The organism is Variovorax sp. GW460-12-1-14-LB1, from assembly GCF_059423605.1.
Genome location: NZ_JBWKYF010000082.1, coordinates 1 through 25976, shown reverse-complemented (window position 1 = coordinate 25976; position 25976 = coordinate 1). Strand labels below are relative to the sequence as shown.

The window sequence follows — 25976 nt, the reverse complement described above, 5'->3', positions numbered from 1 at the left end:
GCCGGGGCCGGCGGTGGGGCCGGGAAGGTTTCGCCATTCGGTGTCCTCCTGGTGGTAGAGAAAGCGCGCCAGGGCATCGAGGCGGCCGGTCCAGAACTTCTCGTAGCGCGAGAGCCACACGGCAGCCTCCTGCATCGGGCCCGGCGACAGCTCGCAGCGCACGACGCGGCCCGCCTTCGTGCGCGAGATGAGGCCGGCGCCTTCGAGCACGCGCAGGTGCTTCATGAAGCCGGTCAGCGACATGCCATGCGGTTCGGCAAGCTCGGTCACGCTGAGGCCGCCCTCGCCCAGCGCTTCGAGCACGCTGCGGCGGGTCGGGTCGGACAGGGCCGCAAACACGGCGTCCAGGGCATCTGAGTGAACCATGCGGTTGAGTATCTGGAGCGGCCCGTGGGCCGTCAAGCAATGGGCCGTGCGCAGGAACGGTTTATGCATGCTGCATCGCAGCATCATCCCCCGCGAAGGAGCGCCCATGCTGGACCGAACCGCCACCCAGTTCTCCCACGTCAAGCCCGGTGACACCGAGTACGTCTCGGGCGGGTTGCGAGACTTCTTCCTGTACCGCGACCTCGGCATTGCGGCCGCCACCCACGGCAAGGTGATCGCGCACCTGGTCAAGGCCAACATGGCACCGGAAGCGGGCACCGGCTGGCACCGCCACGAGGCGGACTTCCAGATCGTCATCATGCTCAAGGGCTGGGCGCGCTTCATGTACGAGGACAAGGAGACACGCGTCGAGGCCGGCGACGTGGTGCACCAGCGCCCCGGCATCCGCCACTTTCTCTTCGACTATTCGCCTGACATGGAGTACCTGGAGATCGTCTCGCCGGCCGACTTCAAGAGCATCGACGTCGAGCCGGTCTGCGAGATTCCGCCGCCCACGCCCTGGCCCTGAAACCCACGGCCGGCGCGGCTTTGCGCGCCGATAAACTCCTCGCGTCTCACCAGAAACGACAACAACCGAGGAGAGAGAACTTGCGTATTCATACTGCCCGCCTGACGGCCGGCTTGCTGTTCGCGTGCGCCCTGACGGCCACCAACCTCAGCAACGCCGCATCACCCACCACCGCTTCCACAGCCTCGACCGCGAGCTCGCTCGAAGCCGAGCAGGAAGCCGCCTTCAAGGCCGCCAAGGCCGTGCAGAAAGCCGGCCCCGCCGACATCGTCCTGCGCGACCAGGCCCACCTGAAGCTGCCGGCCGGCTACGTCTGGGTGCCGACGCCCGCCGCCGCGCAGCTCATGCGCAGCATGGGCAACCGCACCGACGACACCTTCATCGGCGCGATCTTCCCCGCGGACGACGGCGACTGGATGGCGGTCGTGAAGTTCGTGAAAGAGGGCTACATCAAGGACGACGACGCCAAGGACTGGAACGCCGACGAGCTGCTCACGAGCCTGAAGGAAGGCACCGAGGCCGCGAACGAGGAACGCGCCAAGCGCGGCATCCCGGGCATCGAGGTCACGGGCTGGGCGCAGAAGCCGCAGTACGACGCCGCGACGCACCGGCTGGTGTGGTCGGCCCTGTCGAAGAAGAAAGGCAGCGACGGCGGCAACCCCGGCGTCAACTACAACACCTACGCGCTGGGCCGCGAGGGCTACCTGAGCCTGAACCTCATCACCAACGCGAACGACCTCGAGAAGTACAAGCCCGACGCCACCAAGCTGCTCGGCGCGCTGCAGTACGACGACGGCAAGAAGTACGCGGACTTCAACGCGTCCACCGACAAGGTCGCCGCCTACGGCCTGGCCGCGCTGGTGGCCGGTGCGGCCGCGAAGAAGCTGGGCCTGTTCGCGGTCGCCCTCGCCTTCCTGGCCAAGTTCGCGAAGGTCGCCGTGGTGGCGGGCGGCGCCGCGCTGTGGGGCCTCACGAAGCTCTTCAAGAAGAAGAGCTGAGCCTGCAGCAGCCCGCCGGGCTCAGCGGCCCGAGAAGCGCGGCGCGCGCTTCTCGGTGAAGGCCTTCACGCCTTCGCGCCCGTCCGCGCTGCCCGCGCGTCGGCGCAGCAGGCGGTGCTCCATCTCGAAGTGTTCTTCGATCGGGCGTTCGGTCGCACCGCCGCACAGCGCCTTGATGCCCGCGAACGATGCGGTGGCGCCGTTCGCCAGCCGCGTCACCAGCGCTTCGGCAGCCGCCGCCAGTTCGGCGTCCGGGTACAGCGCATCGACCGCGCCCGCCGCCAGGCAGCGCGCGCTGTCGATCGGGTCGCTCAGCATCAGCCATTGCTGCGCGCGCACCGGCCCGATACGCCGCGACAGGAAATACGAACTCCCCGCGTCCGGCGACAGCCCGATGGCCGCATAGCCCGTGCGCAGCTTCATCGACTCCGTGGCGAGCACGAAGTCGCCGCACAGCGCCAGCCCCACGCCGGCGCCGCCCACCGTGCCGTTCACCGCCACCACCAGCGGCGCCGGGTTTTGCGCCAGCCGCAGCAGCGCGGGATGCAGCCGGTCGAGGATGGCGTCGACCAGTTCGGGCAGCTTGTCGCCGGCCGCCACGAAGCTGTCGATGTCGCCGCCCGCGCAGAACACGCGGCCCTCGCCCGTCAGCAGGATGGCGCGCGGTGCCGCTTCGAGCACCTCGTCGATGGCCCGCGCCAGCGCATGGCTGCTCGCCAGCGAGACCGAGTTGGCGCGTTCGGGCCGCTTCAGCACGATGCGGCCGATGCCGTCCTGCACGCCCCAGGCAATGCCTTCTTCGAATTGCATCTCAGATCCCCGTCAGCCCGCCGGTGCACATGAGCGTCTGGCCGCTCACGTAGTCCGACTCGGGCGCGCACAGCAGGTACACCGCGCCGGCCGCTTCTTCGGGCGTGCCGCCGCGGCCCAGCGGGATCGACTGTTCCATCATCGCCAGCAGGCCGGGATTGACGCCGACCTTGATCTCGCGCCCCTCGATGTTCGCGGTGGTGGCCTCGGCCGTGCTGGCCGTGAGCCGCGTCTGGATGAAGCCGAAGGCCACGCAGTTCACCGTGACGTTCATGCGGCCCCACTCCTTGGCCAGCGTCTGCGTCATGCCGACGATGCCGGCCTTGGCGGTCGCGTAGTTGGCCTGCCCCGCATTGCCGAAGAGCCCGGCCACCGACGAGATGTTGACCACCTTGCGCACCACGCGCCGGCCCGCTTCGCCCTCGGTTTTCGCCAGCGCACGGATCACGGGCTGTGCGGCGCGCAGGATGCGAAACGGCGCCGTCAGGTGCACGTCGATCATGGCGTACCACTGCTCGTCGGTCATCTTCTGCACGACGCTGTCCCAGGTGTAGCCGGCGTTGTTGACGATGATGTCCAGGCCCTTGAACTCGTTCACCGCCGTGCCCACGAAGCGCTCGGCGAAATCCGGCGCCGACACGCTGCCGACGCAGGCCACGGCCTGCCCGCCCGCGGCGCGGATGGCCTGCACGGTCTCTTCGGCCGGTTCGGCGTCGAGGTCGTTGACGACGACGCGCGCGCCTTCCGAGGCCAGCTTGAGCGCGATCGCACGGCCGATGCCGCGGCCCGAGCCGGTGATGAGGGCGACCTTGCCTTCGAGTTTGGGTGTCATGTCTCTTCTCTCTTCTTTCTTTCGTTCGTTCAAGGGGTCAGCGCAGCGCCACCAGCGCCTCGCCCGCGATGCGCGTCTGGCCGTGCTGGTTGGCGCTGAGCACTTCCACGCGCACGCAGCGCTCACCGCCCAGTTCCAGCTTCTCGACCACGCGGCCGGTGCAGCGCACGGCATGGCCCAGGTGCGTGATGCCCTGGAAGCGCACGTCGAAGCGGCGCAGTTGCGCCTGCGGCACCCATTGCGTGAGCAGCCGGCCGAGCCAGGCCATGCCCAGCATGCCCTGCGCGAACACGTCGGGCATGCCGGCCTTGCGCGCGAAATCGGTGTCGATGTGGATCGGGTTGTGGTCGCCCGAAGCGCCCGCGAAGAGCGCGAGCGTCGTGCGGTTCACCGGCGGGAGTTGCAGCGCGGGAAGTTCGTCGCCGACCTGGACGGTGTCGTAGCGGAGGGTCATCGCTCGTTCTTTCTTCAGTGGCGGCAGACGATCACCGTGCGCAGCTCGGCCACGAGTTCGTCGCGCTGGTTGGTGGCGCGCGAGGTCTTCACGACGAATTCGAGCGCGCCGTTCTTCTTGTCGTAGATGTCGCTGATGGTGGAACGCACCGTCACCGTATCTCCCACGCAGGCGGGGCGGTGGTAGCTGAAGCTCTGCTCGCCATGCAGCAGCTTCGACAACGGAATCTGCAGGTCGGTGAGCAGCTGGTCGGAGGCGCCCGAGTCCAGCTCGGCGGCGAACAGGAAGGTGGGCGGCGCCGGCAGGTCGGGGTAGCCGGCATCGCGCGCGGCAGCGGCATCGGTGTAGACCGGGTCGGTCTCGCCGATGGCCTTGGCGAAGAACTGCAGCCGGCTGCGCTCGATGGGCAGCACCGAGGCGGGCAGCTCATGGCCGATCCATTTCTTGTCGATCATGGGTGGCCCTGCCCTCAGACGCGTTCGTACAGCGTGACCACGCAGGCGCCGCCCAACCCGAGGTTGTGCTGCAGCGCCATCCGCGCGCCTTCGACCTGGCGCTTGTCGGCCGTGCCGCGCAGCTGCTGGACCAGCTCCGTGCATTGCGCGAGCCCCGTCGCGCCGAGCGGGTGGCCCTTCGACAGCAGCCCGCCGGACGGGTTGGTGACGACCTTGCCGCCGTAGGTGTTGTCGCCATCGACCACGAACTTCTCCGCGCCGCCCACCGGGCACAGGCCGAGCGCTTCGTAGCTGATGAGTTCGTTGTGCGCAAAGCAGTCGTGCAGTTCGACCACGTCGATGTCCTGCGGGCCGACACCGGCCGCGTCGTACACCTTCTGCGCGGCTTCCTGCGCCATGCTGAAGCCGACCACCTCGCGCATGTCGCGCGCCTCGAAGGTGATGGCGCGGTCGGTGGTCATGGCCTGGGCCTTGATACGCACGCTGCGGTCCAGCCCGTGGCGTTCGGCGAAGCGCGGCGAGCAGACGATGGCGGCTGCGGCGCCGCAGGTCGGCGGGCAGGCCATGAGCCGCGTCATCACGCCGGGCCACATGACCGGCGCGGCCATCACCTCGTCTTCGGTGACGACGGTGCGGAACAGCGCCACCGGGTTGTTCGACGCATGGCGGCTGGCCTTGGCGCGGATCTTCGCGAAGGTCGACATCTGCGTGCCGTACTGTTGCATGTGCGCCAGGCCCGCGCCGCCGAAGTAGCGCAGCGCCAGCGGCACCTGCTCGTTGCCGACCAGCTCGTCGGTGATCGATTCGAAGTGGTCGAACGGGCTCGGGCGGTCGTTGAACACCGCGCCCAGCGCGCCGGGGCTCATGTGTTCGAAGCCCAGCGCCAGCACGCAGTCGGCCGCGCCGCTGGCCACGGCCTGGCGCGCCAGGAACAGCGCGGTCGAGCCGGTGGAGCAGTTGTTGTTGACGTTGACGACCGGAATGCCGGTCATGCCGACTTCATAGAGCGCGCGCTGGCCGGCGGTGGAGTCGCCGTACACGTAGCCGACGTAGGCCTGCTGCACCAGCTCGTAGCCGATGCCGGCGTCTTTCAGGGCGGCGTTGGTGGCGTGCGCGGCCATCTGCGGGTAGGGCTGGTTCGCGCCCGGCTTGGTGAAGGGGATCATGCCGACACCGACGACGTGGACATCCTGGCTCATGAGGGGCTCCTGAAATGAATGAGTGAGTGAAAGAAAAAGAGGAACAGGGCTCAGGCTACGCTTCGTTGGCGCCCTTGCCAAAACGGTTCGCGCAACCGGGTCTTGAGCACCTTGCCCGCACCCGACAGCGGCAGCGCCTCGACCACCGCCACGCTGCGCGGGCACTTGTAGTTCGCGATCAGTGCCTTGCAATGCGTGATGAGCGCGTCGGCCGCCAGCTGCTGGCCCGGCTTGAGCACGAGCACCGCGTGCACGGCCTCGCCCCACTCCTCGCTGGGGATGCCGATGACCGCGCAGGCCGCCACGGCCGGATGCTGGTTGATGGCGTTCTCCACCTCGGCCGAATAGATGTTCTCGCCGCCGCTGATGATCATGTCCTTCAGGCGGTCGACCACGAAGATGTAGCCGTCGTCGTCCATGTACGCGCCGTCGCCGGTGTGCATCCAGCCGCCGCGCACGGCCGCGGCGGTCTGCGCGGGCTGGTTCCAGTAGCCCTGCATCACGTTGGGCCCACGCACCGCGACCTCGCCCACCGTGCCGCGCGGCACCTCGAGGCCCTCGGCGTCGACGATGCGCACCTCGGTGCAGTAGCTGGCGCGGCCGGCCGAGCGCAACTTGCCCCGGCGCTGGCCCTCGGCCGTGTGGTTGCGCGCGGGGTTGACGGTGGCCAGCGGCGACAGCTCGGTCATGCCGTAGGCCTGCACGAAGTCCACGCCCGGAAAGGCGGCCATCGCGCGGGTCAGCACCGCCTCCGAGATCGGCGAGGCGCCGTAGGTGATGCACTTGAGGCTGCTGAGGTCGCGCGGCTCGCGCATCGCGGGATGGTCGACCAGCATCTGGATCATGGTGGGCACCAGCAGCGCGTGCGTGACGCGGTCTTGCTCGATGGCGTTCAGCACCGCCTCGGGGCTGAAGGCCGGAATGATCGCGTGCGTGTTGCCCTCGAGCCAGTGCGGCGCGGCCAGGCCCATGTCGGCCAGGTGGAACATCGGCGCGGCGTGCAGGTAGCAGCCCTCGGGCGCGGCCAGGCCTTCGGCATGCAGGGCCAGCCCCGAGCTGCCCATGTTGGTGTGGCTCAGCATCACGCCCTTGGGAAAGCCGGTGGTGCCGCCGGTGTAGAAGATGCCCGCCAGGTCGTCGTCGCAACGGCCGGCGTCGGGCACCGGCGAGGCGGCCTCCAGCAACGCCTCGTAGCCGAGCATGCCGGGCGGCGCCGGGCCGTCGCCGCAGTAGATCACCTCGCGCAGGCTGCTGGCCTGGCCGCGCATCTGCTCGACCACCGCGCGGAAGGTGTCGTCCACCAGCAGCAGCGTGGAGCCCGAGTCTTCGAGTGAATACAAAATTTCAGCGGCCGACCAGCGGATGTTGCAGGGGTTGAGCACCCCGCCGCCCCAGGGCACGGCCATCTGGTATTCGAGGTAGCGCGCCGAGTTGAGCGCCAGCATGGCGACGCGGTCGCCCGCCTGCATGCCGAGCCCCTGCAGGGCACCCGCCAGGCGCGCGACCCGCTCGGCATACGCGCGAAAGCTCAGGGTGCGGCCGGAAGCGCGCACGGCGATCCGGTCGGGGTGCTGCTGCACGCTGCGGTGCAGCGACTGGGTCTGGTACATGGCGGTTGTCTCCGTTCGGTTCTTGTGTAGGCGCATGGTAGAAACCGCGCCGTGCCGCGGCGATTGCGCATCGCATCGCCCGCATGGCAGAAAACCTCAATCGACACCCGCGCCGCCGTCGGGTCTGATCCGCTCACGCATGCTGCAACCGCCCGTCACCATCCCGATCGTGTTCGTCCAGGGCATGCTCTCGGGCGTGCGCGCGCGCGGCGACAACGCCCCCATCTGCATCGACACCGCGCTGCAGGACGCCGGCATCGCCCCCGCCCTGCTCGATGCACCGGGCGCGCGCGTCACGGCCGAGCAGTACGTCGCGCTGTTTGCGCTGCTGATGGAGCGGCTGGACGACGAGGCCCTGTGCTTCCTGTCGCGCCGCCTGCGCTGCGGCAGCTTCGCGCTCATGACCCGCGCCACGATGGGTGCCCCCACGCTCGAGGTGGCGCTGCGGCGCGTGGCCCGCACCTTCAGCCTGCTGCAGGACGACCTCGAGATGGTGCTGCTGCACGAAGGGCCGCTTGCGGGCTTCGGCCTGCGGGTGCAGGGCATGCCGAGCGCGCCGCTGAACTTCCTGCACGAGCTGATGCTGCGCGTGTACTGGCGGCTCTTTGCCTGGCTGCACGGCGGCCGGCTGACAGCGCGTCGCTTCGACTTCGGCTTCGAGCAGCCGCCCTACGCGGCGCGCTACAACAAGGTGTTTCCCGCGCCGCTGCAGTTCGGCCAGCCGCTGTCGGCCGTGTGGTTCGACGCCAGCGCGCTGGCCACGCCGATCCGCCGCGACGCGCGGGCCATGCGCGACTTTCTGGCCGCCGCGCCGGCCCACGTGATCCTGCCGCCGCTGGGCGAACTGGCCGTGAGCGCGCGCGTGCGCACCGTGCTGCAACAGCACCGCCCGGCCTGGGCCGACCTGGCCACGGCCGCGCGCAGCCTGCACATGTCGGTGAGCACCCTGCAGCGCCACCTGGCCACCGAGGGCACCTCGTTCCAGTCGCTCAAGGACCAGCTGCGGCGCGACGTGGCCATCGTGCGCCTGAACACCAGCACCGTGCCGCTGGCGGCGCTGGCCGAGGAGCTGGGCTTTTCGGACAGCGCGGCGTTCCAGCGCGCGTTCAAGACCTGGACTGGTGGGGCACCGGGGTCGTATCGAAGGCGCCCCAATCCGGAGCCGGACTCGGACCCCGAGGCTTGAAGCTACCCGCCTACCACTTGACCCGCACGCCGAGCGAGCCGTTGATCGAGCTCTTCACCTTGGCATCGCCACCCGACGACCACAGCTTGCCGACTTCGCCGTACAGGCTGGTCGTCTGGCTCAACGCCAGCGTGAAGCCGCCCGCGAGTTCGGTGCTGGTGCCGCCGGTGGGTGCCGCGATGTCGGTCGTGGTCGCGCCATTCACGAAGCGCGCGATGTCGGTGCCGCTCGATGTCTTGTAGACATTGAAGCGGCCGTAGGGCTGCAGAACGCCCATGCCGGTGTCGATCTGGCCCTTGACCCGCACGCCTGCGCGGGCGAGCCAGCCGCTGTCGGCTTGGGGCTGCGCGATGGCGCCGACGATGGCCGAGCTGCCCAGGTCCATGTGGTGGTGGATCAGCTGCAGCTGCGGCTCGATGCGCCAACCGCTGTTGCCGATCGCAAAGGCTTGCCCCACTTCGATCGAGCCCAGCAGGCTGTTCCCCTTGCCGCCCACACCCGCACTGAGCATCGGCTCGACCGTGTAGCGGTGACGGCCGGACTGCACCACGGCATCGGCATAGAAGCCGCTGTCCGCGGTATAGGTGCCGTACACGCCGACGTACTGGCTGCGCAGGTCGTTGCGGCCCACGCCCAGATTGCGGATGCCGCTGGCGAAGCCGCTCACGCGCGCATCGCCGTCGAGCTGGCCGACGTACAGGCCGGCGCGCCAGTTCGGCGTGGCGAGCAGGTCCGTGCCGGCCTGGAAGCCGGTGAGGCGGCCCTTGCTGGTGGGCGAGACGGTGCCGCCCTGCTGGATGTCGATGTCGGTGGAGAGCACGCGGGCCCAGGCGCGGCGGTCAGAGCCCGTCGGCGTGCTCGCGGCGCCCTTCACATCGTCGTCGCCCACGCGCTTGCGCACATCGCCGAGCATCGCGAGGTTGCCCTGGCGCAGCTGGCTCGGCAGTGCCGCGTAGAGCGCAGCCTCCTGTCGGTAGGTGACGACGGGCACGCCCACCGGTTGGCCCGGCGCCACCGCGTCGGTGGTGGAGCGCAGGTACCAGCTCTCGCCTGCGCCCTTCGCATCGGCGGCATGCAGGCGGTACTCGTAGGCGCCTGCGTCGACATGGCCGCCGGCCAGCGAGAAGGCGTCCTTCGTGGTCTGCGCGGTGGTCGTCGCGCCGTTCTGTGCAGTGATGACCTCGATGCCGTTGCCGCTCGTGAGTGCGCCCAGGCCGCCGAGGTTGCCGATCTGCACCTGGGTCTTGCCGCTGGCGATGGCGGTGGGGCCATCGAGCACGAGGCGGTCGGAGGGGCCGGTGCCGTTGAGTGCCGTGCTCAGTTTGAGCACGCCGTTGTTGCCAACGTAGGCCCCCTTGACGGTCAGCGTCGTACCTGCGGTCACAGCGGCCAGCGACACGGTGCCGCTGTTCGCCAGCGATGCCACGGTCTGATTGAAGCCCGCCAGGTCGAGCGTGGCACCTGTGGCCACGCTGTGCGCAGAAGCCGCGCTCAGCGTGTTCACCGCGCCGGCCTTCAACGTGCCCTGCGCCACGTTCGTCGCACCGGTGTAGGTGTTGGCGCCCGACAGCGTCAGCGTGCCCGTACCCTGCTTGGTGATGAATCCACCGCCGCTGATGGCACCGCTCAGCGTGCCGCTGAACGCACCGGTATCGATGACCGGGTCGTTGTTGCCCGTCAGCTTGATGGTGTTGGCAATCGTCAGGCCGTTCGCGCTGAAGCCCAGCGTGGTGTCGTCGTCCATCGACAGCGTGCCGGTGCCCAGTGCCTGGCTGTGGCCCACGTTCAGGCGGCCCTGGCGCAAGGCGGTCCCGCCGGTGTGCGTGTTCTCGCCCGACAACGTGAGCGTGCCCGTGCCGACCTTGACGAGCGAGCCACCGACGCCGGAGATCACGCCCGAGATTTCGGTGTCGGTGTTCAGGGCGCCCGTGGTCAGCGCTTTCGCGCCAAGCAGCACCCGGCCTGCGCCTTCGAGCGAACCGATGGTGGTGCCCGGCGTGCCGAGTTTGGACAGGAAGACCGTGCCACCGGCCTTGTTCACCACGCTCGCCTGGGCGGCCGTTGCGTTGTCGCGCATGTCCAGCGTCCCGCCAGCCTCGTTGACGATGGTCGCCTGCTCGGCGGAGGCATCGTCCCAGAGGTTGGTCGCGCCGCCGGCGAAGTTGGTGATGTGGGCCTTGCCCGCCTTGGCGTCGAACCAGACCGTGACCTGGCCGCCGCGGTTCTCGATGGTGGCGTTGCCGGCGGTTGCGTTGCCGCGGAAGTCGATCGATCCACCGGCATGCGCCACCAGGGTCGCGCGGCCGGCCGAAGCGTTGTCCTGGAACTGGACGAAGCCGCCGTTGCCCGGCTGGGCGGCGCCTGCCGTGATCTGCAGGCTTTCCGCGTCCGCGCTGCCGCTGAAGATCAGGCCGGCGCCACTGCTCACGCCCACGGGGCCGGTGCCCACCGCGCCTGTCACGCCCACATTCAAGGTGCCGCCATCGATCTGCGTGCCGCCCTTGTAGCTGTTGGCCGCCGTGAGCAGCAGCTCGCCGCTGCCGATCTTGCGCAGGCTGCCCGTACCGCTCATCGTGCCCGCGAAGCTGCCGCTGGCCACCTGGTCGAAGGCCACCCGGGCGTCGTTGACGATGGTGCCGCGCAGGCTGGTGGCGTCGCCCTGCAGCGTGCCGGCGCGCACGAGCGTTCCGCCTGTGTAGGTGTTGGCGCCCTTCAGGACCAGCGTGCCCAGGTCGTCCTTCGTGAGGCCTCCCGCGCCGCTCAGCACCGACGCGATGGTGGCCTGCATCTGCGCCCCCGAGGCCGTGCCGTCGCCGACCTTGATGACGGTGTCGGCATTGCCCAGCGTCAGTGCGTCGCCGTTGACGACATAGCCGCTGGTGGAGAACTGCGCGCCGTCGATGCTGATCGCGCCGCCCGTGTTGTCCACCCGGACCGTGCCGGCCGCGCCGCCGAACAGCGCGAACTGGTTCTGCTTCCAGCTGGTGTTGGTCTTGCCGTTGGCGCCGGTCCAGCTGTCGGACGGATCGTTGAGGGTGGAGTTGCCGAGGCGCCAGGTGCCGGAGCCGCCGCTGATCGTGCCGTCGTTGTAGGTGGACGCGTCGCCGCCCGCGCCGTCCCAGAAGCCGAGCGACACGCCCTTGCTGTTGATCAGGTTGATCTCGCCGAGCACCGACGACTGCACGTGCAGGTCGCCGGCCGCCGTGCCTGCGGGCGCTGTGCCGATGTTCAGGCCGTTGTCGATCAGCGAACCGGTGTAGCTGATCAGGCGGTACAACCCAGGCCCGAAGGTGCCGCCGGGCGCCTCTGCCACGTTGAGCGTGCCGTCGAGCACGAGGCCGCCGTTGACCTTGATGAGGTCATTGAGCGGGCCGCCTACCGTGCCGGCCTGGCCCAGTTCGTAGTTCAGGAAGGCACCGGGGTCGAAGCGCAGCATGCCCGTGGTCAGCGTGCCGAGGTTGCTGCCCGGTGCGAGCGTCGCGCTGTTGGCGATGGTGACCTGGCCCGCGATGCTGCCGCCGCCGCTGAGCGTGGCGCCGTTCTTGACCAGCACCGTGCTCGTGCCCGTGGCGCTGCCGGTGGTGTTGTTCACGCGCAGCGTGCCGGCGTTGACTTCGGTTGCGCCGCTGTAGGTGCTGGCGCCCGTCAGTTCCAGCACGCCCGTGCCGTTCTTGGACAGGGTGCCGGTGCCGCTGATGACGCCCGCGTAGCTCAGCTCGCCCGTGCGGTCGAAGACCAGGTCGCCGTCGTTGCTGATGTTCCCCGTGATGCTGCCGGTGGTGCCGCCCGCGCCGATCTGCAGGATGTTGCCGGCCACGACGGTGGTGGTGCCCGTGAAGGTGTTGTCGCCGGTCAGGGTCAGCTTGCGCGCGCCCTTCTGCAGCAGGCTGCCGGTGCCGCTGATGTTGCCGGCGAAGGTGGTGTCGGCGCTGCGGTTGAACACCAGCGCGGCGTTGTTGGCAATGTTGCCGACGATGCTCCCGCTGTCGCGGATCTCCAGGGTGCCGGCGTTGAGGGTCGTGCCGCCGGTGTAGGTATTGGCAACCTCAAGGCTCAGCGTGCCCGCGCCCTCCTTGACCAGGGTTCCTCCACCCGTGATTTCCGCGCGCACCGCCAGCGTGGCGGCCTGGGCGTCGAACACGTTGTTGCCAGCACCCAGGCCGATCTTGTAGCCCGCGCCAGGCGTGAGGGTCAGCTGGCTGCCGCTCGCACCACCGCGGTAGGTGACACCGGCAACGGTGACGTTGTCGCCCAAGGTCACGGTGTAGCTGCCAGTGGCATCGCTGCCCGCCGCGAACACGGCGCTCGAGCCGTCGATCCACGCCACGGTCGGGCCAACTCCGCCCGCGTCGACGTTCCAGAAGCGCTGCGCATTCGTACGGCCCCACACGCCCGATGGCGCGCTGCCGCCCGCGCCAGCCGATGTGCCGTCCAGGTCCCAGTAGTAGGTGCCGGCAGCCAAGGTTACCGGCGTCAGGCGCAGGGTCGTGTTGCCATCAGACGGGAGGCCACTCGAGTACCCAGCCACGTACGACGTGTAGCCCCCGAGCGCGCTCGCCAGGCTTCCGCCCCAGGCGACTTGGCCGCCTTGCCCCGCCAGGATGGCGGCCAAGCCCGCGTCATTGAGCGCCACGGTCAGCGCGCTGGAATTCGGCGTCGAAGGCGACACCTCGGCTTGGCCGATGGCGAGGCCGCTTCCCAGTTCGTCGAACCTCGCGAGGTCGACGCCGGGAGAGGAGAGCCCTGGAATGTCGCCCGTGTACCGGTGGAATTGCAGCACCGTGCCTGCGGCCGGTATGCCACCCAGGCTGAAGGCATTGAACTGAAACGCCGCCGTGATCACCTGGTCCGGCGCCAGGGACAGGTTCGGTACGTTGAAGACAAAGTACGACCGGTAATTTCTGCAGGCAGAAGTGCAATCCGAGCCCGTGACGTAGTTGTAGTTCCCCACCACATGAGGATCGACATCGCTCTGCCACCCCCGGTCGGACGTGTTGAGCATGATGTCCGGCACTGCGGCTGCGGCGCCCACCCCGGCCAGCAGTCCCGCCGCCGCCAGCACAACACCGCCCGCGAGCTTGCCGCGTGCGCGCGTGAGTTCGGAAACAGCCACCCAGGCCCCCAACGACGAGTTCCAGAGGCTGCGATGTGCTTTGTTCATGGGGAGAAAAACCTTGAAAAGAGAGGCCGACTGCACCAAAAATGGGCAAATCGTCAGGAAACGTTTATTTTTGTAAATAAACTGTTTCCGACCTATCACCAGAACTGGTTATTCATGCACCCCGTCGCCTTGCTGGGTTTTCGGAAACTTCCGAACGTCCAGCAATCCGGCGCGACAATCCGCCGCATGGCCACCGCACCCGAACTCCCTCCCCTCAACCGCCAGTTCGTCGCCCATTTCGGCGAAATGGGCAGCAAGTGGGGCATCAACCGCACCGTCGGACAGATCTACGCGCTGATCTTCTTGTCGGAGCGCGCGCTCAATGCCGACGAGATCGCCGAGCTGCTGGAGTTCTCGCGCTCCAACGTGAGCATGGGCCTGAAGGAGCTGCAGGCCTGGCGCCTCGTGCACCTGCGCCACCACGCGGGCGATCGCCGCGAGTACTTCGAGGCGCCCAAGGACGTGTGGGAAATCTTCCGCGTGCTGGCCGAGGAGCGCCGCCGCCGCGAGATCGAACCCACGCTCTCGATGCTGCGCAACGCGCTGCTCGAATCGCCCACGAGCGACGCCGAGCGCCACGCGCAGGCCCGCATGCGCGAGATGCACGACCTGATCGACCGGCTGATGAAGTGGTTCGACGACGTGCAGCGCCTGGCGCCCGAGACTGCGATGCAGCTCATGGGCATGGGCGCGACGGTGACGAAGGTGCTGACGCTGAAAGACCGCCTCACGGGCGGTGCGTCGAAGAAGAGCAAGGGCCCCGCGGGCGAAGACTGAGCCGCGCGGGACGAAGAGCTACACCTTCACAGCCGTTCCTGCCCCTGCGGGGCTTCCGGCAGGCCGAGCTTTTCCTTGCGGATAGCCTCGTCGTCCATGAGTTCGTACCACATGGCGTTGAGCACGGCGAAGGCGGCTGCCAGCGGCAGGCCGAGGATCCAGGCGAAGTACCACATGTCTTTTTCCTTCCCGTTTCAGTAGGCGTGTCCGCTCTCGTCGCGGATGGCTTGTTCGTCGACCTTGCCCCACAGCACGTGGTAGACCCAGGTGGTGTAGGCCACGATGATCGGGATGAAGATCGCGGTGACCACCAGCATGATGAACAGCGTCAGGTGGCTCGACGACGAATCCCACACCGTGAGGCTGGCGCGCGGGTCGATCGACGAGGGCAGGATGAACGGGAACATCGACGCGCCCACGCTCAGGATGATGCCGGCGATGCCCAGCGCCGCCGTGAGCAGCGCGAACCCCGGCCGGCGCAGCACCAGCCCGAGCAGCGCGCCCAGCGTGCCGACGAAGCCCGCCGCCGGCGCGGCGATGGTCCAGGGGTGCGCCGCGTAGTTGCCCATCCAGGCACCGGCATGCAGTTCGACGGTCTTGAGCATCGGGTTCGACGGGCCCACCGCGTCGACCACGCTGCTGATGCGAAAGCCCCCGATGCCCATGGCCAGCCACACGCCGGCCAGCGCGTAGAACACGAGCGTGAGCACCGCCGCGACCATGCCGTAGCTGCGCGCCCGCTCGGCCACCGGCCCGGCGGTCTTGAGCAGCAGCCAGGCCGCGCCGTGCATCACCAGCATCGCCACCGACACCAGCCCGCAGAGGATGGCGAAGGGGTTCAGCAGGCCGAAGAAGCTGCCGTCGTAGAAGATGTGCATGTCGGCGCCGAAGCGGAACGGCACGCCCTGCAGCACGTTGCCCACGGCCACGCCGCAGATCAGCGCGGGCACGAAGCCGCTGAAGAACAGCACGCCGTCCCAGCGCGCGCGCCACTGCGGCGACTCGCGCTTGCTACGGAACTTGAAGGCCACCGGCCGCAAGATCAGCGCCGACAGGATCACGAACATCGCCAGGTAGAAGCCCGAGAACGACACGGCGTACAGCTGCGGCCAGGCCGCGAAGACGGCGCCGCCGCCCAGGATGAGCCATACCTGGTTGCCCTCCCACACCGGGCCCACGCTGTTGATGACCACGCGCCGCTCGATGTCGTTGCGCGCCGCAAAGGGCAGCAGCATGCCGGCGCCCAGGTCGAAGCCGTCGGTCACCGCGAAGCCGACCAGCAGCACGCCGATCAGCAGCCACCAGATGAAGCGCAGGGTGTCGTAGTCGAGGAGTGTGTGGAGGATCATGCGGCGCTCCCGGTCGAGGCAGAAGAGGAAGACGTGGCGGCACGCGCCGGCGGAATGTGCGAGCGTGCATCGCCCTCGGTGGGCGCATGCTCGACCTCGGGGCCCTTGCGGATGGCCTTGAGCATCAGCTTCATCTCGATGATGAGCAGCGTGGTGTAGATCGCGATGAAGCCCGCGAGCGTGATCAGCAAGGTCGTCACGCCCAGGTTCGACACGGCCACCGCGGTCGGCAGCACGCCTTCGATCACCCAGGGCTGGCGGCCGAACTCCGCCACCAGCCAGCCGGATTCGATGGCGATCCACGGCAGCGGAATCGCCCACACCGCCACCTTGAGCAGCCAGCGGTGGCGGTCGAGCGCACGGCGCGCCGACAGCACGAAGAAGGTGCCCGTCAGCAGGATCAGCAACATGCCGATGCCCACCATCACGCGGAACAACCAGAACAGCGGCGCCACCTGCGGCACGGTGTCCCATGCGGCCTTGGCGATTTGCTCGTCAGTGGCCTGGCGCGGGTCGTCCACATAGCGCTTGAGCAGCAGCGCGTAGCCCATGTTGATGCCGTTGTCCTCGAAGTCGCCGCGCACGCCCTGCGTGACCTTGTCGGTGCCGCCGGCCTCGCGGATCTTCTGCAGCGCGTCGTAGGCCTTCAGGCCCTCGCGGATGCGGGCCTCGGCGCGCTTCACGAGCTCGTCGATGCCCGGCATCACGGTGTTGAGCGAGCGCGTGCCGATGAGGCCCATCACCGCCGGGATGTGGATCGCGTAGTGCGTCTCGCGCGCCTTCTGGTCGGGGAAGCCGATCACGGTGAAGGCGGCGGGCGCGGGCTGCGTCTCCCACATGCCTTCGATGGCAGCCAACTTCATCTTCTGGTGTTCGCCCGAGAGGTAGCCGCTCTCGTCGCCGAGCACGGCCACCGACAGCGCGGCAGCCAGGCCGAACGATGCGGCCACGGTCATCGAGCGCTTGGCCAGTTCGATGTGGCGGCCCTTGAGCAGGTACCACGCCGACACGCCGAGCACGAACACCGCAGCGCACACATAGCCGGCCGACACGGTGTGCACGAACTTGGCCTGCGCCACCGGGTTGGTCAGTACGGCGGCGAAGTCGGTCACCTCCATGCGCATGGTCGCGGGGTTGAAGGCCGCGCCCACGGGGTTTTGCATCCAGCCGTTGGCGATGAGGATCCACAGCGCCGAGAAGTTGGAGCCGATGGCCACGGCCCAGGTGGCCGTGAGGTGGCCGACCTTCGAGAGCTTGTCCCAGCCGAAGAAGAACAGGCCCACGAAGGTCGCTTCCATGAAGAAGGCCATGAGCCCTTCGATGGCCAGCGGCGCGCCGAAGATGTCGCCGACGTAGTGGCTGTAGTAGCTCCAGTTCATGCCGAACTGGAACTCCATCACGATGCCGGTGGCCACGCCCATCGCGAAGTTGATGCCGAACAGCACGCCCCAGAACTTGGTCATGTCGCGCCAGATGACGCGCCCGGTCATCACGTAGACCGTCTCCATGATGGCCAGGATGATCGACAGTCCGAGCGTGAGCGGCACGAACAGGAAGTGGTACAGCGCCGTCACGGCGAACTGCAGGCGCGAGAGCGCGACGATGTCAAGGTCCATGGGGGCTTCCTTTATGTGTTCTGTTCGTTCGTTGCTCGGTCGGTCAACTCATCAATCGGGGCGCAGGCCGCGCAGCACGGCCTCGAAGGCCTCCGTGCCACGGCGCAGGTCGGCGACGATGCGGCCCTGCGCCATGCACACGAGGCGGTCGGCCAGCGCGGCTTCGCGGCGCAGGTGCGTGGCGATCAGCAGCGTGCGCGGGCCGGCCTCTTGCGCCAGGCGCTGCAGCACGTCGTGCGCGGTGGCGGCGTCGAGCGCCTCGGTCGGTTCGTCGAGCAGCCACAGCGGCACGGGCCGCAGCAGCAGCCGCGCAAGTGCGAGCCGGCGTGACTGCCCGCCCGAGAGGCCGAGGCCGCCTTCGCCCAGGCGCGTGTCGAGGCCGGTGGCCAGCGCGCGCAGGTCGGCGTCGAGGCCGGCGGCGTGCAGCACGGCCCACAGGCGCTCGTCGCTGGCTTGGGGATCAGCAAGGCGAAGGTTGTCGCGCAGGCTGTCCTGGAAGAGTTCGGTGCGCTGGGTCAGCAGGCAGGCCGGCTGCGCCTGCACCTGGCCGGCGCGCGGCGTGAGGTCGCCGGCAATCACGGAGAGCAGCGTGGACTTGCCCGCGCCGCTGGCGCCGATCAGCGCGACGCGCTCGCCCGCGTTCAGATGCAGCGACACGCCGCTGAGCACTTCGACGAGACTGCCGGGGTGCATGACGGTGAGTTTTTCGACCTGCACCGCCGCCGTTCGCTCGGCGTGGGGCGGACGCGCACCCTCTTCCACTGACGGGTCCAGCCGCGGGGCCAGTCGGCGCACCGCCAGCCACGTGCGCCCGGCGTCGAGTGCACCACGCCGCAGCGCCGCGAAGGGTTCGGTGGCGGTGAGCGCGATCAGCAACGCGAGCGCCGCGCCGGGGGCGCCGATGACGCCTTCGCTCACGAGCGCGCCGACAGCCAACAGCACGCCGACCAGCGTCAGCGTACCCGCGCTGCCGTAGGCGAAACCCGCCGCGGCTTCGAGCTTGTTCAGCGCGAGGTCGGCCTGCGCGAGGTGCGCGTCGGCATTCATGAGCGCGGCGCGCTGGGCGTCGAGCCGGCCGGCCATTGCGAGGTCGGCCTGGCCTGCGACCAGGTCGACAGCCCGCGCGCGCAGCGCTTCCACGGCATGGGCGCGCTGCCGCGCCGGCTGCCGCGCACGACGAGCGATGAGGTACGCCAGCCCCCAGCCGATGGCGCAGAGCCAGAGCGCGATCGCCACGCCCATCCCCACATGCATGAAGCCGAGCACGATGCCCGCCAGCAGCGCCGCGCCGAACGCTGCAGCGGCGGGCACGAACAGGCGCAGGTAGAGCGACTCGAGTGCGTCGATGTCGGACGTGAGGCGGAACAGCAAACGCGCCGGCCGCATCAGCAGGTCGCGCGCGGCCTCGGGGCGGGCCCAGCCGCGGAACAGCCGCACGCGCAGTTCGGCAAGCACGGCGAAAGTGGCGTCGTGCGTGACCAGCCGCTCGCCGTAGCGCGACCCCGTGCGCCCGAGCGCCAGCAGCCGGATGCCGGCCGAGGGCATGAAGACATCGAAGGTGAAGGCGGTGGCCGCATGCAGGCCCGCGAGCGCGGTCGCGGTGATGAACCAGCCCGACAGGCCCAGCAGCGCCATGCCCGCGAGCACGGTGACAGCGGCCAGCAGGCAGCCCAGCAGCAAGGCGCGCGGCTGGGTCGCGAGGAAGGGACGCAGCACGAGGCGCAGGTCGCGCCAGCGGGGAGCGTGGCGGCTCATGCGGCCTTCTCCACCAGCGGCTCGGGGCCGAGGTTCACCGTGCGGTCCATGCGCGCGGCCAGCACCGGGTCGTGGGTCGAGACGATCAGCGTCCGGCCGCGGGCGAGCGCCACCAGCGCGTCGGCCACGCGCGCGGCGGTGGCGGTGTCCAGGTGGGCCGTGGGCTCGTCGGCCAGGATCAGGTCGGCATGCGGATGCACCGCGACGCGCGCCAGCGCCAGCCGCACGGCCTCGCCGCCCGACAGGCCGCTGCCGCCCTCGCCCAGTGCGGTGCCGGGATGGGCCTGCGCCACGTCCTCGAGCGCCGCGAAACGCATCGCCTCGGCGACCTCGGGCGCGCCGATGTCGGCACGGCCCAGCGCCACGTTGGCTTCGACCGATCCGGCGAAAACGTGGGGCCTCTGCCCCATCCACGCCGTGCGCTGGCGCAGCGCGGCGGCCGAGTGTTCGGTGAGCGGCACGCCGCCGATGGCGATCTCGCCGCGCGTGGCCGGCATCAGCCCGGCCAGCAGCGAGAGCAGCGCGGTCTTGCCCGATCCGCTGGGGCCGGCCAGCGCGACATGCTCGCCGGCGCCGATGCGCAATTCATAGCCATCGAAGAGCGGCGTCGACTCGCCGGGCCAGGAGAAATGCAGCCCATGGACCGTCACCGCAGGCGCAGCCCCTGCCCCGGCGGCGCCAGTCGCTGCGCGCGTGACCGCGACGCCCGCGCCGGGCAACGGCAGCGCGCCGCCTTGCAGGTCGTCGAGCGCCTGCAGCGCCGCCTCGCCGGCCGCGCGGTCGTGCCAGACCGCCGACAGCTCGCGCAGCGGCTCGAAGAACGCCGGCGCCAGCAACAGCACGAACAGGCCTTCGCCCAAGCTGAGCTGCTGGCCCCAGGCGCCGAAACCGAGCGAGCCCAGCAGATGGAAGCCAATGTAGACCGCGACCAGCGCCACGCCCAGCGCGGAGAACAGCTCCAGCACAGCGGACGACAGGAACGCGATGCGCAGCACCGCCATCGTGCGCTGGCGCAGCGACTGGGCGGAGGCACCGAGCCGGTCGGCCGTGGCGTCGACCGCGTCGAGCGCGCGCAACGTGGCCAGGCCGCGCAGGCGGTCGAGCAGGAAGGCGTTCATGCCGCCCATCTCCACCATCTGCGCCTCGCTGGCCGCCTTGACGCGCCAGCCGACGATGGCCATGAAGATCGGAATCAGCGGCGCCGCCACCAGCAGCACCAGCGCCGCGGCCCACGAGAACCAGGCCACCGCCGCGAGCAGGAAGAGCGGCACCACCGTCGCGCGCCAGCGCGCGGGCTGGTAGCGCACGAGGTACGGCACCAGCGCCTCGGCCTGTTCGGCGAGCACGCTGGCCGCAAGGCCCGAGGGCGCGCGTTCGCGATCGAGCGGCGAACCGGCCGCCAACGCGGCTGCGGTCTGTGCACGCAAGGCCGTCAATTGCGCCCGCGCGCGCCCGAAGGTGCGGCGCACGCCCCAGGCTTCGCAGCCCGCGCGCAGCAGGCCGAGCAAGAGGATGCCCGCCGCTGGCCACAGCACGGCCGCCATGCCCTCGCCGCTGGCCAGGCCCTGAACCGCCATCGCCAGCAGCGCCGCCTGCGGCAGCCACGCGAGCGCCGCGACGCCTTGCACCACGCTGCCGATGTCGGGCGACGTGAAAGCCTTCAACGGCGATCGTGGCGGCGATGGTTCTGTCATTCCTTGAGTTTGTGTATTTTCAGTATTTACTGAAAGATTCACAATCATACACAACAGGGGCAGTTCGCGCAGACTGCCCGCTCTGAAGCCCGAAGGCAACAGATTTGCAAAGGAATGGGGAGAAAAAGGTCCACGCCCCAGCGGACGCGGCGCCTTTCAGTACGACACGATGAGGCCGCTGACGAGCAATGCGGCAAAAAGTGTGCAGACGCTGCGCAGCGACGCCGGCCGGGCTTCGACCCCGCGGTACAGCAGCACCGCCGCGCCCACCGACAGGCCGAAGGTCGCGACCATGCCCAGCAGGTCGACCCACGGCCCGTGCGGCCCCAGGCCCGCCACCAGCGCGTTCACGGCGAGCAGCACCGGGAAATGGATCAGGAACAGCGAATACGAAATGCGCCCCAGCTGCTGCAGCGGCACGGCCGCCGCGGGCCAGTGGGCGGGCGACAGCCACTGCCGGCGCTGCGCCACCGCGATCAGCAGCGCGGTCACCAGCGCGATGGCGATGCGGCTGCGCCAGTCGATGGCAAGCGCGCCCGCCCCCACCAGCGCCAGCAGCGCGACGGCGCTGCACCAGGTGCTGGTGCGCGTGGCGCGGCCGACCCAGAAGGCCAGCATGCCGAGCCCGTAGGCGCCGAAGAAATAGAACGCCGTTTCGTCCAGCCGCGCCTGCCGGTTGAACAGCGCGAGCGACGCCACGGCCACGATGAACACCAGCGCCACCGGCGCCCAGCGCGCGGCCGAAGTGGGTTGTCGCAACACGGCGGGCAGCCCGACCAGCGCCAACGCCAGCGCGAACAGCTGGAAGTCGATGGCCACGTACCAGACACCGGTCGACAACGACTCGTAGTTCAGCAGGTCCTGCAGCAGCAGCCCGTGCGCCAGCAGCTGACCGAGGCTCGGCTCTGCCGGCACCACCTCTTCACCCAGCCATGGCCGCGCCACTTCGGCCACCAGTACGCAGACCGTGAGTGCCGCCAGGTACGGCATGACCAGCCGGCCGTAGCGCTGGAAGATCCGCGAGAACGGCCGGTCCACGCGCAGCACGCCGTCGGGCGCCAGGCTCGCCGTGGCCAGGAAGCCGGCGATCACAAGAAAGACCTGCACCGCGAGCCGGCCGTCGTTCGCCAGCCAGCCGAAGAAATCGGGCGCCAGCACCTGCGCGCCGGCCGGCATCGGGCCGTAGCGCGCGAGGTGGTGCCCCACGATCAGCGCACAGGCCAGGCCCTTGACCACGTCGAGCAGCGGCATGCGCCCCTGCCGCGCGGGCACAGCCCCGCCGCCACCGCTCGCAGCGGAGGTCGATGCCGGTGCGTGCGAACCGTTCAAAGTGCCAATCGCTGTCGTGCTTCCTGGTATTCGCGCTTGAGCTTCTCGATGAAGGCGCCTGCGCTCGCCACTTCGGTGATGGCGCCGATGCCCTGGCCCGAGCCCCAGATGTCTTTCCAGGCCTTGGCCTTGCTGCCTTCGCCGCCGCCGAAGTTCATGGTCGTCACGTCGCCTTCGGGCAGGTTGGCCGGGTCCATGCCGGCCTTGACGATGCTGGGCGCCAGGTAGTTGCCGTGCACGCCGGTGAACAGGCTCGAGTAGACGATGTCGTCCGAGTTACCGTCCACGATGGCCTGCTTGTACTCCTCGCTCGCGCGCGCCTCTTCGGTCGCGATGAAGGCGGTGCCGATGTAGGCGAAGTCGGCGCCCATGGCCTGCGCCGCGAGCACCGCGCCGCCGGAGGCGATGGAGCCCGACAGCGCGATCGGGCCGTCGAACCACTGGCGGATTTCCTGCACCAGCGCGAACGGGCTCTTCACGCCCGCATGGCCGCCGGCGCCGGCTGCCACGGCGATGATGCCGTCGGCGCCCTTCTCGATCGCCTTCTGCGCGAACTTGTTGTTGATGATGTCGTGCAGCGTCACGCCGCCGTAGCTGTGCACCGCGTCGTTCACGTCGGTGCGCGCGCCCAGCGAGGTGATCACGATCGGCACCTTGTACTTCACGACCATCTCCATGTCGTGTTCGAGGCGGTCGTTGCTCTTGTGGACGATCTGGTTGATGGCGAAGGGCGCAGCCGGCTTGTCCGGGTTGGCCTTGTTGTAGGCCGCCAGCTCCTCGGTGATCTCGATCAGCCACTCTTCGAGCTGGGCGGCCGGGCGGGCGTTGAGCGCCGGCATCGAGCCGACCACGCCGGCCTTGCATTGCGCGATCACGAGCTTGGGGTTGCTGATGATGAAGAGCGGCGAGCCGATGATCGGCAGCGGGAGGTTCGCGAGAACAGAAGGCAGCTTGGACATGTCGTCTCCGGGAAGGGGTTCGGTTTTATAAGAGCAAGGGGCCGCTGCCGCCCGTCAGATCGGCGACAGCGGCGGGTGCGTCAGAACGCCTCGAGCGCCAGCGCCGTGACGCTCTCGGCACCTTCGACGATGCTGTCGCGGATGCCCGGCACCTTGTTCAGGATGTGCTCGGCGTAGAAGCGCGCGGTGGCGATCTTGGCCTGCATGAAGGCGACGTCGACATTGTGCGAGGCCTGGTCCTGCGCCACGATCAGCGAGCGTGCCAGCTGCCAGCCGGCCACGAGGTTGCCTGCCAACATCAGGTACGGCACGCTGCCCGAGAACACGGCGTTGGGCGAGGCCTTGGTCTGGCCGGCGACGAAGTCGACCACGTCGATGAAGGCCAGGCGCGCGGCGGTCAGACGTTTGAGGACGGCGGCGGCCGCGGCGCTGTCGCTCTTGGCGAGTTCGGCCTCGGTCTTCTCGATCTGCGCGGCGATCGCCTTCGCGGTCTGGCCGCCGTCGCGCGCGGTCTTGCGGCCCACGAGGTCGTTGGCCTGGATCGCGGTGGTGCCTTCGTAGATCGTGAGGATCTTCGCGTCGCGGTAGTACTGCGCCGCGCCGGTCTCCTCGATGAAGCCCATGCCGCCGTGCACCTGCACGCCCAGCGAGGTCACTCCGAGGCTCATCTCGGTGCTGTAGCCCTTCACGAGCGGCACCATGAATTCGTAGAAGGCCTGGTTCTGCTTGCGCGCGTCGGCATCGGGATGGTGGTGCGCGGCGTCGTAGGCGGCCGCGGCCACCGAGGCCATCGCGCGGCAGCCTTCGGTATACGCGCGCATCGTCATCAGCATGCGCTTCACGTCCGGATGGTGAATGATGGGCGCGCTGGCGTTGATGGAGCCATCGACCGGGCGGCTCTGCACGCGGTCCTTGGCGTAGGCCACGGCGTGCTGGTAGGCGCGCTCGGCGATCGCGATGCCCTGCATGCCCACGGCGTAGCGGGCCGAGTTCATCATGATGAACATGTACTCGAGGCCGCGGTTTTCCTGGCCCACGAGGTAGCCGACGGCACCGCCGTGGTCGCCGTACTGCAGCACAGCGGTCGGCGAGGCCTTGATGCCCATCTTGTGCTCGATGCTCACGCAGTGCACGTCGTTGCGCGCGCCCAGCGAACCGTCGGCGTTGACCATGAACTTCGGCACCACGAACAGGCTGATGCCCTTCACGCCTTCGGGCGCGCCGGTCACGCGGGCCAGCACGAGGTGCACGATGTTCTCGGCCATGTCGTGCTCACCGTAGGTGATGAAGATCTTGGTGCCGAACACCTTGTAGGTGCCGTCGGGCTGCGGCTCGGCGCGGCTGCGCACCATGGCCAGGTCGCTGCCGGCCTGCGGCTCGGTGAGGTTCATCGTGCCGGTCCACTGGCCGCTCACGAGCTTCTCGAGGTACACGGCCTTGAGCTCGTCGGAGCCGGCGGTGAGCAGCGCCTCGATGGCGCCGTCGCTCAGGAGCGGGCACAGCGCGAAGCTCATGTTGGCCGAGTTGAGCATTTCGCCGCAGGCCGCGCCGATGGTCTTGGGCAGGCCCTGACCGCCGAAGTCCGCCGGATGCTGCAGGCCCTGCCAGCCGCCCGACACGTACTGCGCGAAGGCGTCCTTGAAGCCCTTGCTGGTGGTGACTTCGCCGTCCTTGAACGACGAGGGGTTGCGGTCGCCTTCGACGTTCAGCGGCGCCACCACGTCCTGGTTGAAGCGCGCGCATTCTTCGAGCACGGCCTGTGCGGTTTCGAGGCCGGCGTCTTCGAAGCCGGGCAGCTTGGCGATCTCGCCGATGTTGGCCAGGTGTTCGATGTCGAACAGCATGTCCTTGAGGGGGGCGGTGTAGCTCATGTCTTCTCTCCAGGGGCCGCGGTGGGGGGCGGCAGATGTAAAAAAGGCATCGCGAACGATGCCTTCTGGCTCAATGCGTTGAAGCGATCAGAGCGCCTTCACGAGTTCCGGCACGGCCGTGAACAGGTCGGCCACGAGGCCGTAGTCGGCCACCGAGAAGATCGGCGCTTCTTCGTCCTTGTTGATCGCGACGATGACCTTCGAGTCCTTCATGCCGGCCAAGTGCTGGATCGCGCCCGAGATGCCCGCGGCGATGTACAGCTGCGGCGCGACGATCTTGCCGGTCTGGCCCACTTGCCAGTCGTTCGGGGCGTAGCCTGCGTCCACTGCGGCGCGGCTGGCGCCCAGGCCGGCGTTGAGCTTGTCGGCCAGCGGCGTCATCACTTCGTTGAACTTCTCAGCGCTGCCGAGAGCCCGGCCACCGGAGACGATGATCTTGGCGGCGGTCAGTTCGGGGCGGTCGCTCTTGGTGACTTCACGGCCGACGAAGGCGCTCTTGCCGCTGTCGGCCACGCCTTCAGCGGTTTCAACGGTGGCGCTGCCACCGGTGGCGGCTGCGGCGTCGAAGCCGGTCGTGCGCACGGTGATCACCTTGGTGGCGTCGGTGCTTTGCACGGTGGCGATGGCGTTGCCGGCGTAGATCGGGCGCTCGAAGGTATCGGGGCTATCGACCTTCGTGATGTCGCTGATCTGCGCCACATCGAGCTTGGCAGCCACGCGCGGTGCGACGTTCTTGCCGTTAGCGGTCGAGGGGAACAGGATGTGGCTGTAGTTGCCGGCGATCGCCAGCACCTGGGCTGCGACGTTCTCGGCGAGGTTTTCAGCCAGGCTGGCGCTATCAGCAGCGATCACCTTGGACACGCCGGCGATCTGCGCGGCGGCCTTGGCGGCTTCGGCGGCGTTGGCTCCGGCCACGAGGACGTGGACGTCGCCACCGCAAGCCAGCGCGGCGGTCACGGTGTTGAGGGTGGCCGGCTTGATGCTGGCGTGGTCGTGTTCGGCAATGACGAGTGCGGTCATGTTCGT

The 25976-nt window shown here is 69.1% G+C and carries 21 protein-coding genes; 4 read left to right on the top strand and 17 right to left on the bottom strand.

Features of this window, described 5'->3' with window-relative positions:
• Positions 1-366 (bottom strand): ArsR/SmtB family transcription factor (locus AC07Y4_RS28340; RefSeq protein ID WP_495275444.1); only part of this gene is annotated, 366 nt, incomplete at its 3' end.
• A gap of 106 nt (positions 367-472) precedes the next feature.
• Between AC07Y4_RS28340 and AC07Y4_RS28335 the strand changes: the two genes are divergently transcribed.
• Positions 473-895, top strand: coding sequence for a cupin domain-containing protein (locus AC07Y4_RS28335; RefSeq protein ID WP_062475795.1), 423 nt, complete (start codon positions 473-475; stop codon positions 893-895).
• Positions 896-975: 80 nt separating this feature from the next.
• Positions 976-1893, top strand: a complete 918-nt coding sequence (locus AC07Y4_RS28330) for a DUF2167 domain-containing protein (RefSeq protein ID WP_487847317.1) — start codon at positions 976-978, stop codon at positions 1891-1893.
• Positions 1894-1914: 21 nt separating this feature from the next.
• On the opposite strand, the gene AC07Y4_RS28325 is transcribed toward AC07Y4_RS28330, so the two are convergent.
• Genes AC07Y4_RS28325 through AC07Y4_RS28300 form a run of 6 tightly spaced genes read right to left on the bottom strand, consistent with a single transcriptional unit; the run spans position 1915 to position 7253 of the window.
• On the bottom strand, positions 1915-2703 hold the full coding sequence (locus tag AC07Y4_RS28325; RefSeq protein ID WP_487847318.1) for an enoyl-CoA hydratase/isomerase family protein: 789 nt from the start codon (positions 2701-2703) through the stop codon (positions 1915-1917).
• 1 nt (position 2704) lies between these two features.
• Positions 2705-3535, bottom strand: coding sequence for an SDR family NAD(P)-dependent oxidoreductase (locus tag AC07Y4_RS28320; protein WP_487847319.1), 831 nt, complete (start codon positions 3533-3535; stop codon positions 2705-2707).
• A 37-nt stretch (positions 3536-3572) separates the two neighbouring features.
• Positions 3573-3989, bottom strand: coding sequence for a MaoC family dehydratase (locus tag AC07Y4_RS28315; protein ID WP_095744817.1), 417 nt, complete (start codon positions 3987-3989; stop codon positions 3573-3575).
• Between the two features lie 14 nt (positions 3990-4003).
• Entirely contained in the window at positions 4004-4444 is a 441-nt protein-coding gene (locus AC07Y4_RS28310) for a MaoC family dehydratase N-terminal domain-containing protein (protein WP_070059441.1), read from the bottom strand.
• A 14-nt stretch (positions 4445-4458) separates the two neighbouring features.
• Complete coding sequence (locus AC07Y4_RS28305; protein ID WP_095744816.1) at positions 4459-5643, bottom strand: lipid-transfer protein; 1185 nt, start codon at positions 5641-5643, stop codon at positions 4459-4461.
• A gap of 50 nt (positions 5644-5693) precedes the next feature.
• Positions 5694-7253 carry a long-chain-fatty-acid--CoA ligase gene (locus tag AC07Y4_RS28300; protein ID WP_487847320.1) on the bottom strand — a complete coding sequence of 520 codons (1560 nt, stop codon included), beginning with the start codon at positions 7251-7253 and terminating at the stop codon, positions 5694-5696.
• A 139-nt stretch (positions 7254-7392) separates the two neighbouring features.
• On the opposite strand from AC07Y4_RS28300, the gene AC07Y4_RS28295 reads away from it, so the two are divergent.
• Complete coding sequence (locus AC07Y4_RS28295) at positions 7393-8439, top strand: AraC family transcriptional regulator (RefSeq protein ID WP_487847321.1); 1047 nt, start codon at positions 7393-7395, stop codon at positions 8437-8439.
• Positions 8440-8449: 10 nt separating this feature from the next.
• Here the strand turns inward: AC07Y4_RS28295 and AC07Y4_RS28290 are convergent, their stop codons facing one another.
• On the bottom strand, positions 8450-13600 hold the full coding sequence (locus AC07Y4_RS28290) for an autotransporter-associated beta strand repeat-containing protein (RefSeq protein ID WP_495275443.1): 5151 nt from the start codon (positions 13598-13600) through the stop codon (positions 8450-8452).
• A gap of 186 nt (positions 13601-13786) precedes the next feature.
• Between AC07Y4_RS28290 and AC07Y4_RS28285 the strand changes: the two genes are divergently transcribed.
• On the top strand, positions 13787-14377 hold the full coding sequence (locus AC07Y4_RS28285) for a GbsR/MarR family transcriptional regulator (RefSeq protein WP_101494040.1): 591 nt from the start codon (positions 13787-13789) through the stop codon (positions 14375-14377).
• A 26-nt stretch (positions 14378-14403) separates the two neighbouring features.
• Here AC07Y4_RS28285 and cydX read toward each other — a convergent pair whose 3' ends face one another.
• The 9 genes from cydX to AC07Y4_RS28240 form a co-directional block, all read right to left on the bottom strand.
• Entirely contained in the window at positions 14404-14553 is a 150-nt protein-coding gene (cydX, locus tag AC07Y4_RS28280) for a cytochrome bd-I oxidase subunit CydX (RefSeq protein WP_192196187.1), read from the bottom strand.
• A gap of 18 nt (positions 14554-14571) precedes the next feature.
• Positions 14572-15726 carry a cytochrome d ubiquinol oxidase subunit II gene (gene cydB / locus AC07Y4_RS28275; RefSeq protein WP_062475791.1) on the bottom strand — a complete coding sequence of 385 codons (1155 nt, stop codon included), beginning with the start codon at positions 15724-15726 and terminating at the stop codon, positions 14572-14574.
• Positions 15723-17342 (bottom strand): cytochrome ubiquinol oxidase subunit I, encoded by a 1620-nt coding sequence (locus AC07Y4_RS28270; protein ID WP_095744809.1) that lies wholly within the window; start codon positions 17340-17342, stop codon positions 15723-15725. Before AC07Y4_RS28270 ends, cydB begins: the two co-directional genes overlap by 4 nt.
• 51 nt (positions 17343-17393) lie before the next feature.
• Positions 17394-19097 carry a thiol reductant ABC exporter subunit CydC gene (gene cydC, locus AC07Y4_RS28265; RefSeq protein WP_487847323.1) on the bottom strand — a complete coding sequence of 568 codons (1704 nt, stop codon included), beginning with the start codon at positions 19095-19097 and terminating at the stop codon, positions 17394-17396.
• Positions 19094-20791, bottom strand: coding sequence for a thiol reductant ABC exporter subunit CydD (gene cydD / locus AC07Y4_RS28260; protein WP_487847324.1), 1698 nt, complete (start codon positions 20789-20791; stop codon positions 19094-19096). The genes cydC and cydD overlap by 4 nt, the downstream gene beginning before the upstream one ends.
• A 156-nt stretch (positions 20792-20947) precedes the next feature.
• A complete protein-coding gene (locus AC07Y4_RS28255; RefSeq protein ID WP_095947369.1) occupies positions 20948-22042 on the bottom strand; it encodes an acyltransferase family protein in 1095 nt (364 codons plus the stop codon).
• A gap of 74 nt (positions 22043-22116) precedes the next feature.
• A complete protein-coding gene (locus AC07Y4_RS28250; protein ID WP_062482679.1) occupies positions 22117-23079 on the bottom strand; it encodes an NAD(P)H-dependent flavin oxidoreductase in 963 nt (320 codons plus the stop codon).
• Between the two features lie 80 nt (positions 23080-23159).
• Positions 23160-24950 carry an acyl-CoA dehydrogenase gene (locus tag AC07Y4_RS28245; RefSeq protein ID WP_495275442.1) on the bottom strand — a complete coding sequence of 597 codons (1791 nt, stop codon included), beginning with the start codon at positions 24948-24950 and terminating at the stop codon, positions 23160-23162.
• Between the two features lie 87 nt (positions 24951-25037).
• The gene (locus tag AC07Y4_RS28240) at positions 25038-25970 is read right to left on the bottom strand and encodes an electron transfer flavoprotein subunit alpha/FixB family protein (RefSeq protein ID WP_095947368.1); all 933 of its coding nucleotides are present in this window, start codon (positions 25968-25970) and stop codon (positions 25038-25040) included.
• Positions 25971-25976 lie beyond the last annotated feature (6 nt).

Coding starts and splice junctions, on each gene's coding strand:
- cydB (WP_062475791.1), bottom strand. CDS start 15,726: ATGATCCTCCACACACTCCTCGACTACGACACCCTGCGCTTCATCTGG.
- cydC (WP_487847323.1), bottom strand. CDS start 19,097: ATGAGCCGCCACGCTCCCCGCTGGCGCGACCTGCGCCTCGTGCTGCGT.
- AC07Y4_RS28290 (WP_495275443.1), bottom strand. CDS start 13,600: ATGAACAAAGCACATCGCAGCCTCTGGAACTCGTCGTTGGGGGCCTGG.
- AC07Y4_RS28240 (WP_095947368.1), bottom strand. CDS start 25,970: ATGACCGCACTCGTCATTGCCGAACACGACCACGCCAGCATCAAGCCG.
- AC07Y4_RS28285 (WP_101494040.1), top strand. CDS start 13,787: ATGGCCACCGCACCCGAACTCCCTCCCCTCAACCGCCAGTTCGTCGCC.
- AC07Y4_RS28320 (WP_487847319.1), bottom strand. CDS start 3,535: ATGACACCCAAACTCGAAGGCAAGGTCGCCCTCATCACCGGCTCGGGC.
- AC07Y4_RS28325 (WP_487847318.1), bottom strand. CDS start 2,703: ATGCAATTCGAAGAAGGCATTGCCTGGGGCGTGCAGGACGGCATCGGC.
- cydX (WP_192196187.1), bottom strand. CDS start 14,553: ATGTGGTACTTCGCCTGGATCCTCGGCCTGCCGCTGGCAGCCGCCTTC.
- AC07Y4_RS28245 (WP_495275442.1), bottom strand. CDS start 24,950: ATGAGCTACACCGCCCCCCTCAAGGACATGCTGTTCGACATCGAACAC.
- AC07Y4_RS28295 (WP_487847321.1), top strand. CDS start 7,393: ATGCTGCAACCGCCCGTCACCATCCCGATCGTGTTCGTCCAGGGCATG.
- AC07Y4_RS28250 (WP_062482679.1), bottom strand. CDS start 23,079: ATGTCCAAGCTGCCTTCTGTTCTCGCGAACCTCCCGCTGCCGATCATC.
- AC07Y4_RS28255 (WP_095947369.1), bottom strand. CDS start 22,042: ATGCCGCTGCTCGACGTGGTCAAGGGCCTGGCCTGTGCGCTGATCGTG.
- cydD (WP_487847324.1), bottom strand. CDS start 20,791: ATGACAGAACCATCGCCGCCACGATCGCCGTTGAAGGCTTTCACGTCG.
- AC07Y4_RS28315 (WP_095744817.1), bottom strand. CDS start 3,989: ATGACCCTCCGCTACGACACCGTCCAGGTCGGCGACGAACTTCCCGCG.
- AC07Y4_RS28335 (WP_062475795.1), top strand. CDS start 473: ATGCTGGACCGAACCGCCACCCAGTTCTCCCACGTCAAGCCCGGTGAC.
- AC07Y4_RS28300 (WP_487847320.1), bottom strand. CDS start 7,253: ATGTACCAGACCCAGTCGCTGCACCGCAGCGTGCAGCAGCACCCCGAC.
- AC07Y4_RS28270 (WP_095744809.1), bottom strand. CDS start 17,342: ATGGACCTTGACATCGTCGCGCTCTCGCGCCTGCAGTTCGCCGTGACG.
- AC07Y4_RS28305 (WP_095744816.1), bottom strand. CDS start 5,643: ATGAGCCAGGATGTCCACGTCGTCGGTGTCGGCATGATCCCCTTCACC.
- AC07Y4_RS28310 (WP_070059441.1), bottom strand. CDS start 4,444: ATGATCGACAAGAAATGGATCGGCCATGAGCTGCCCGCCTCGGTGCTG.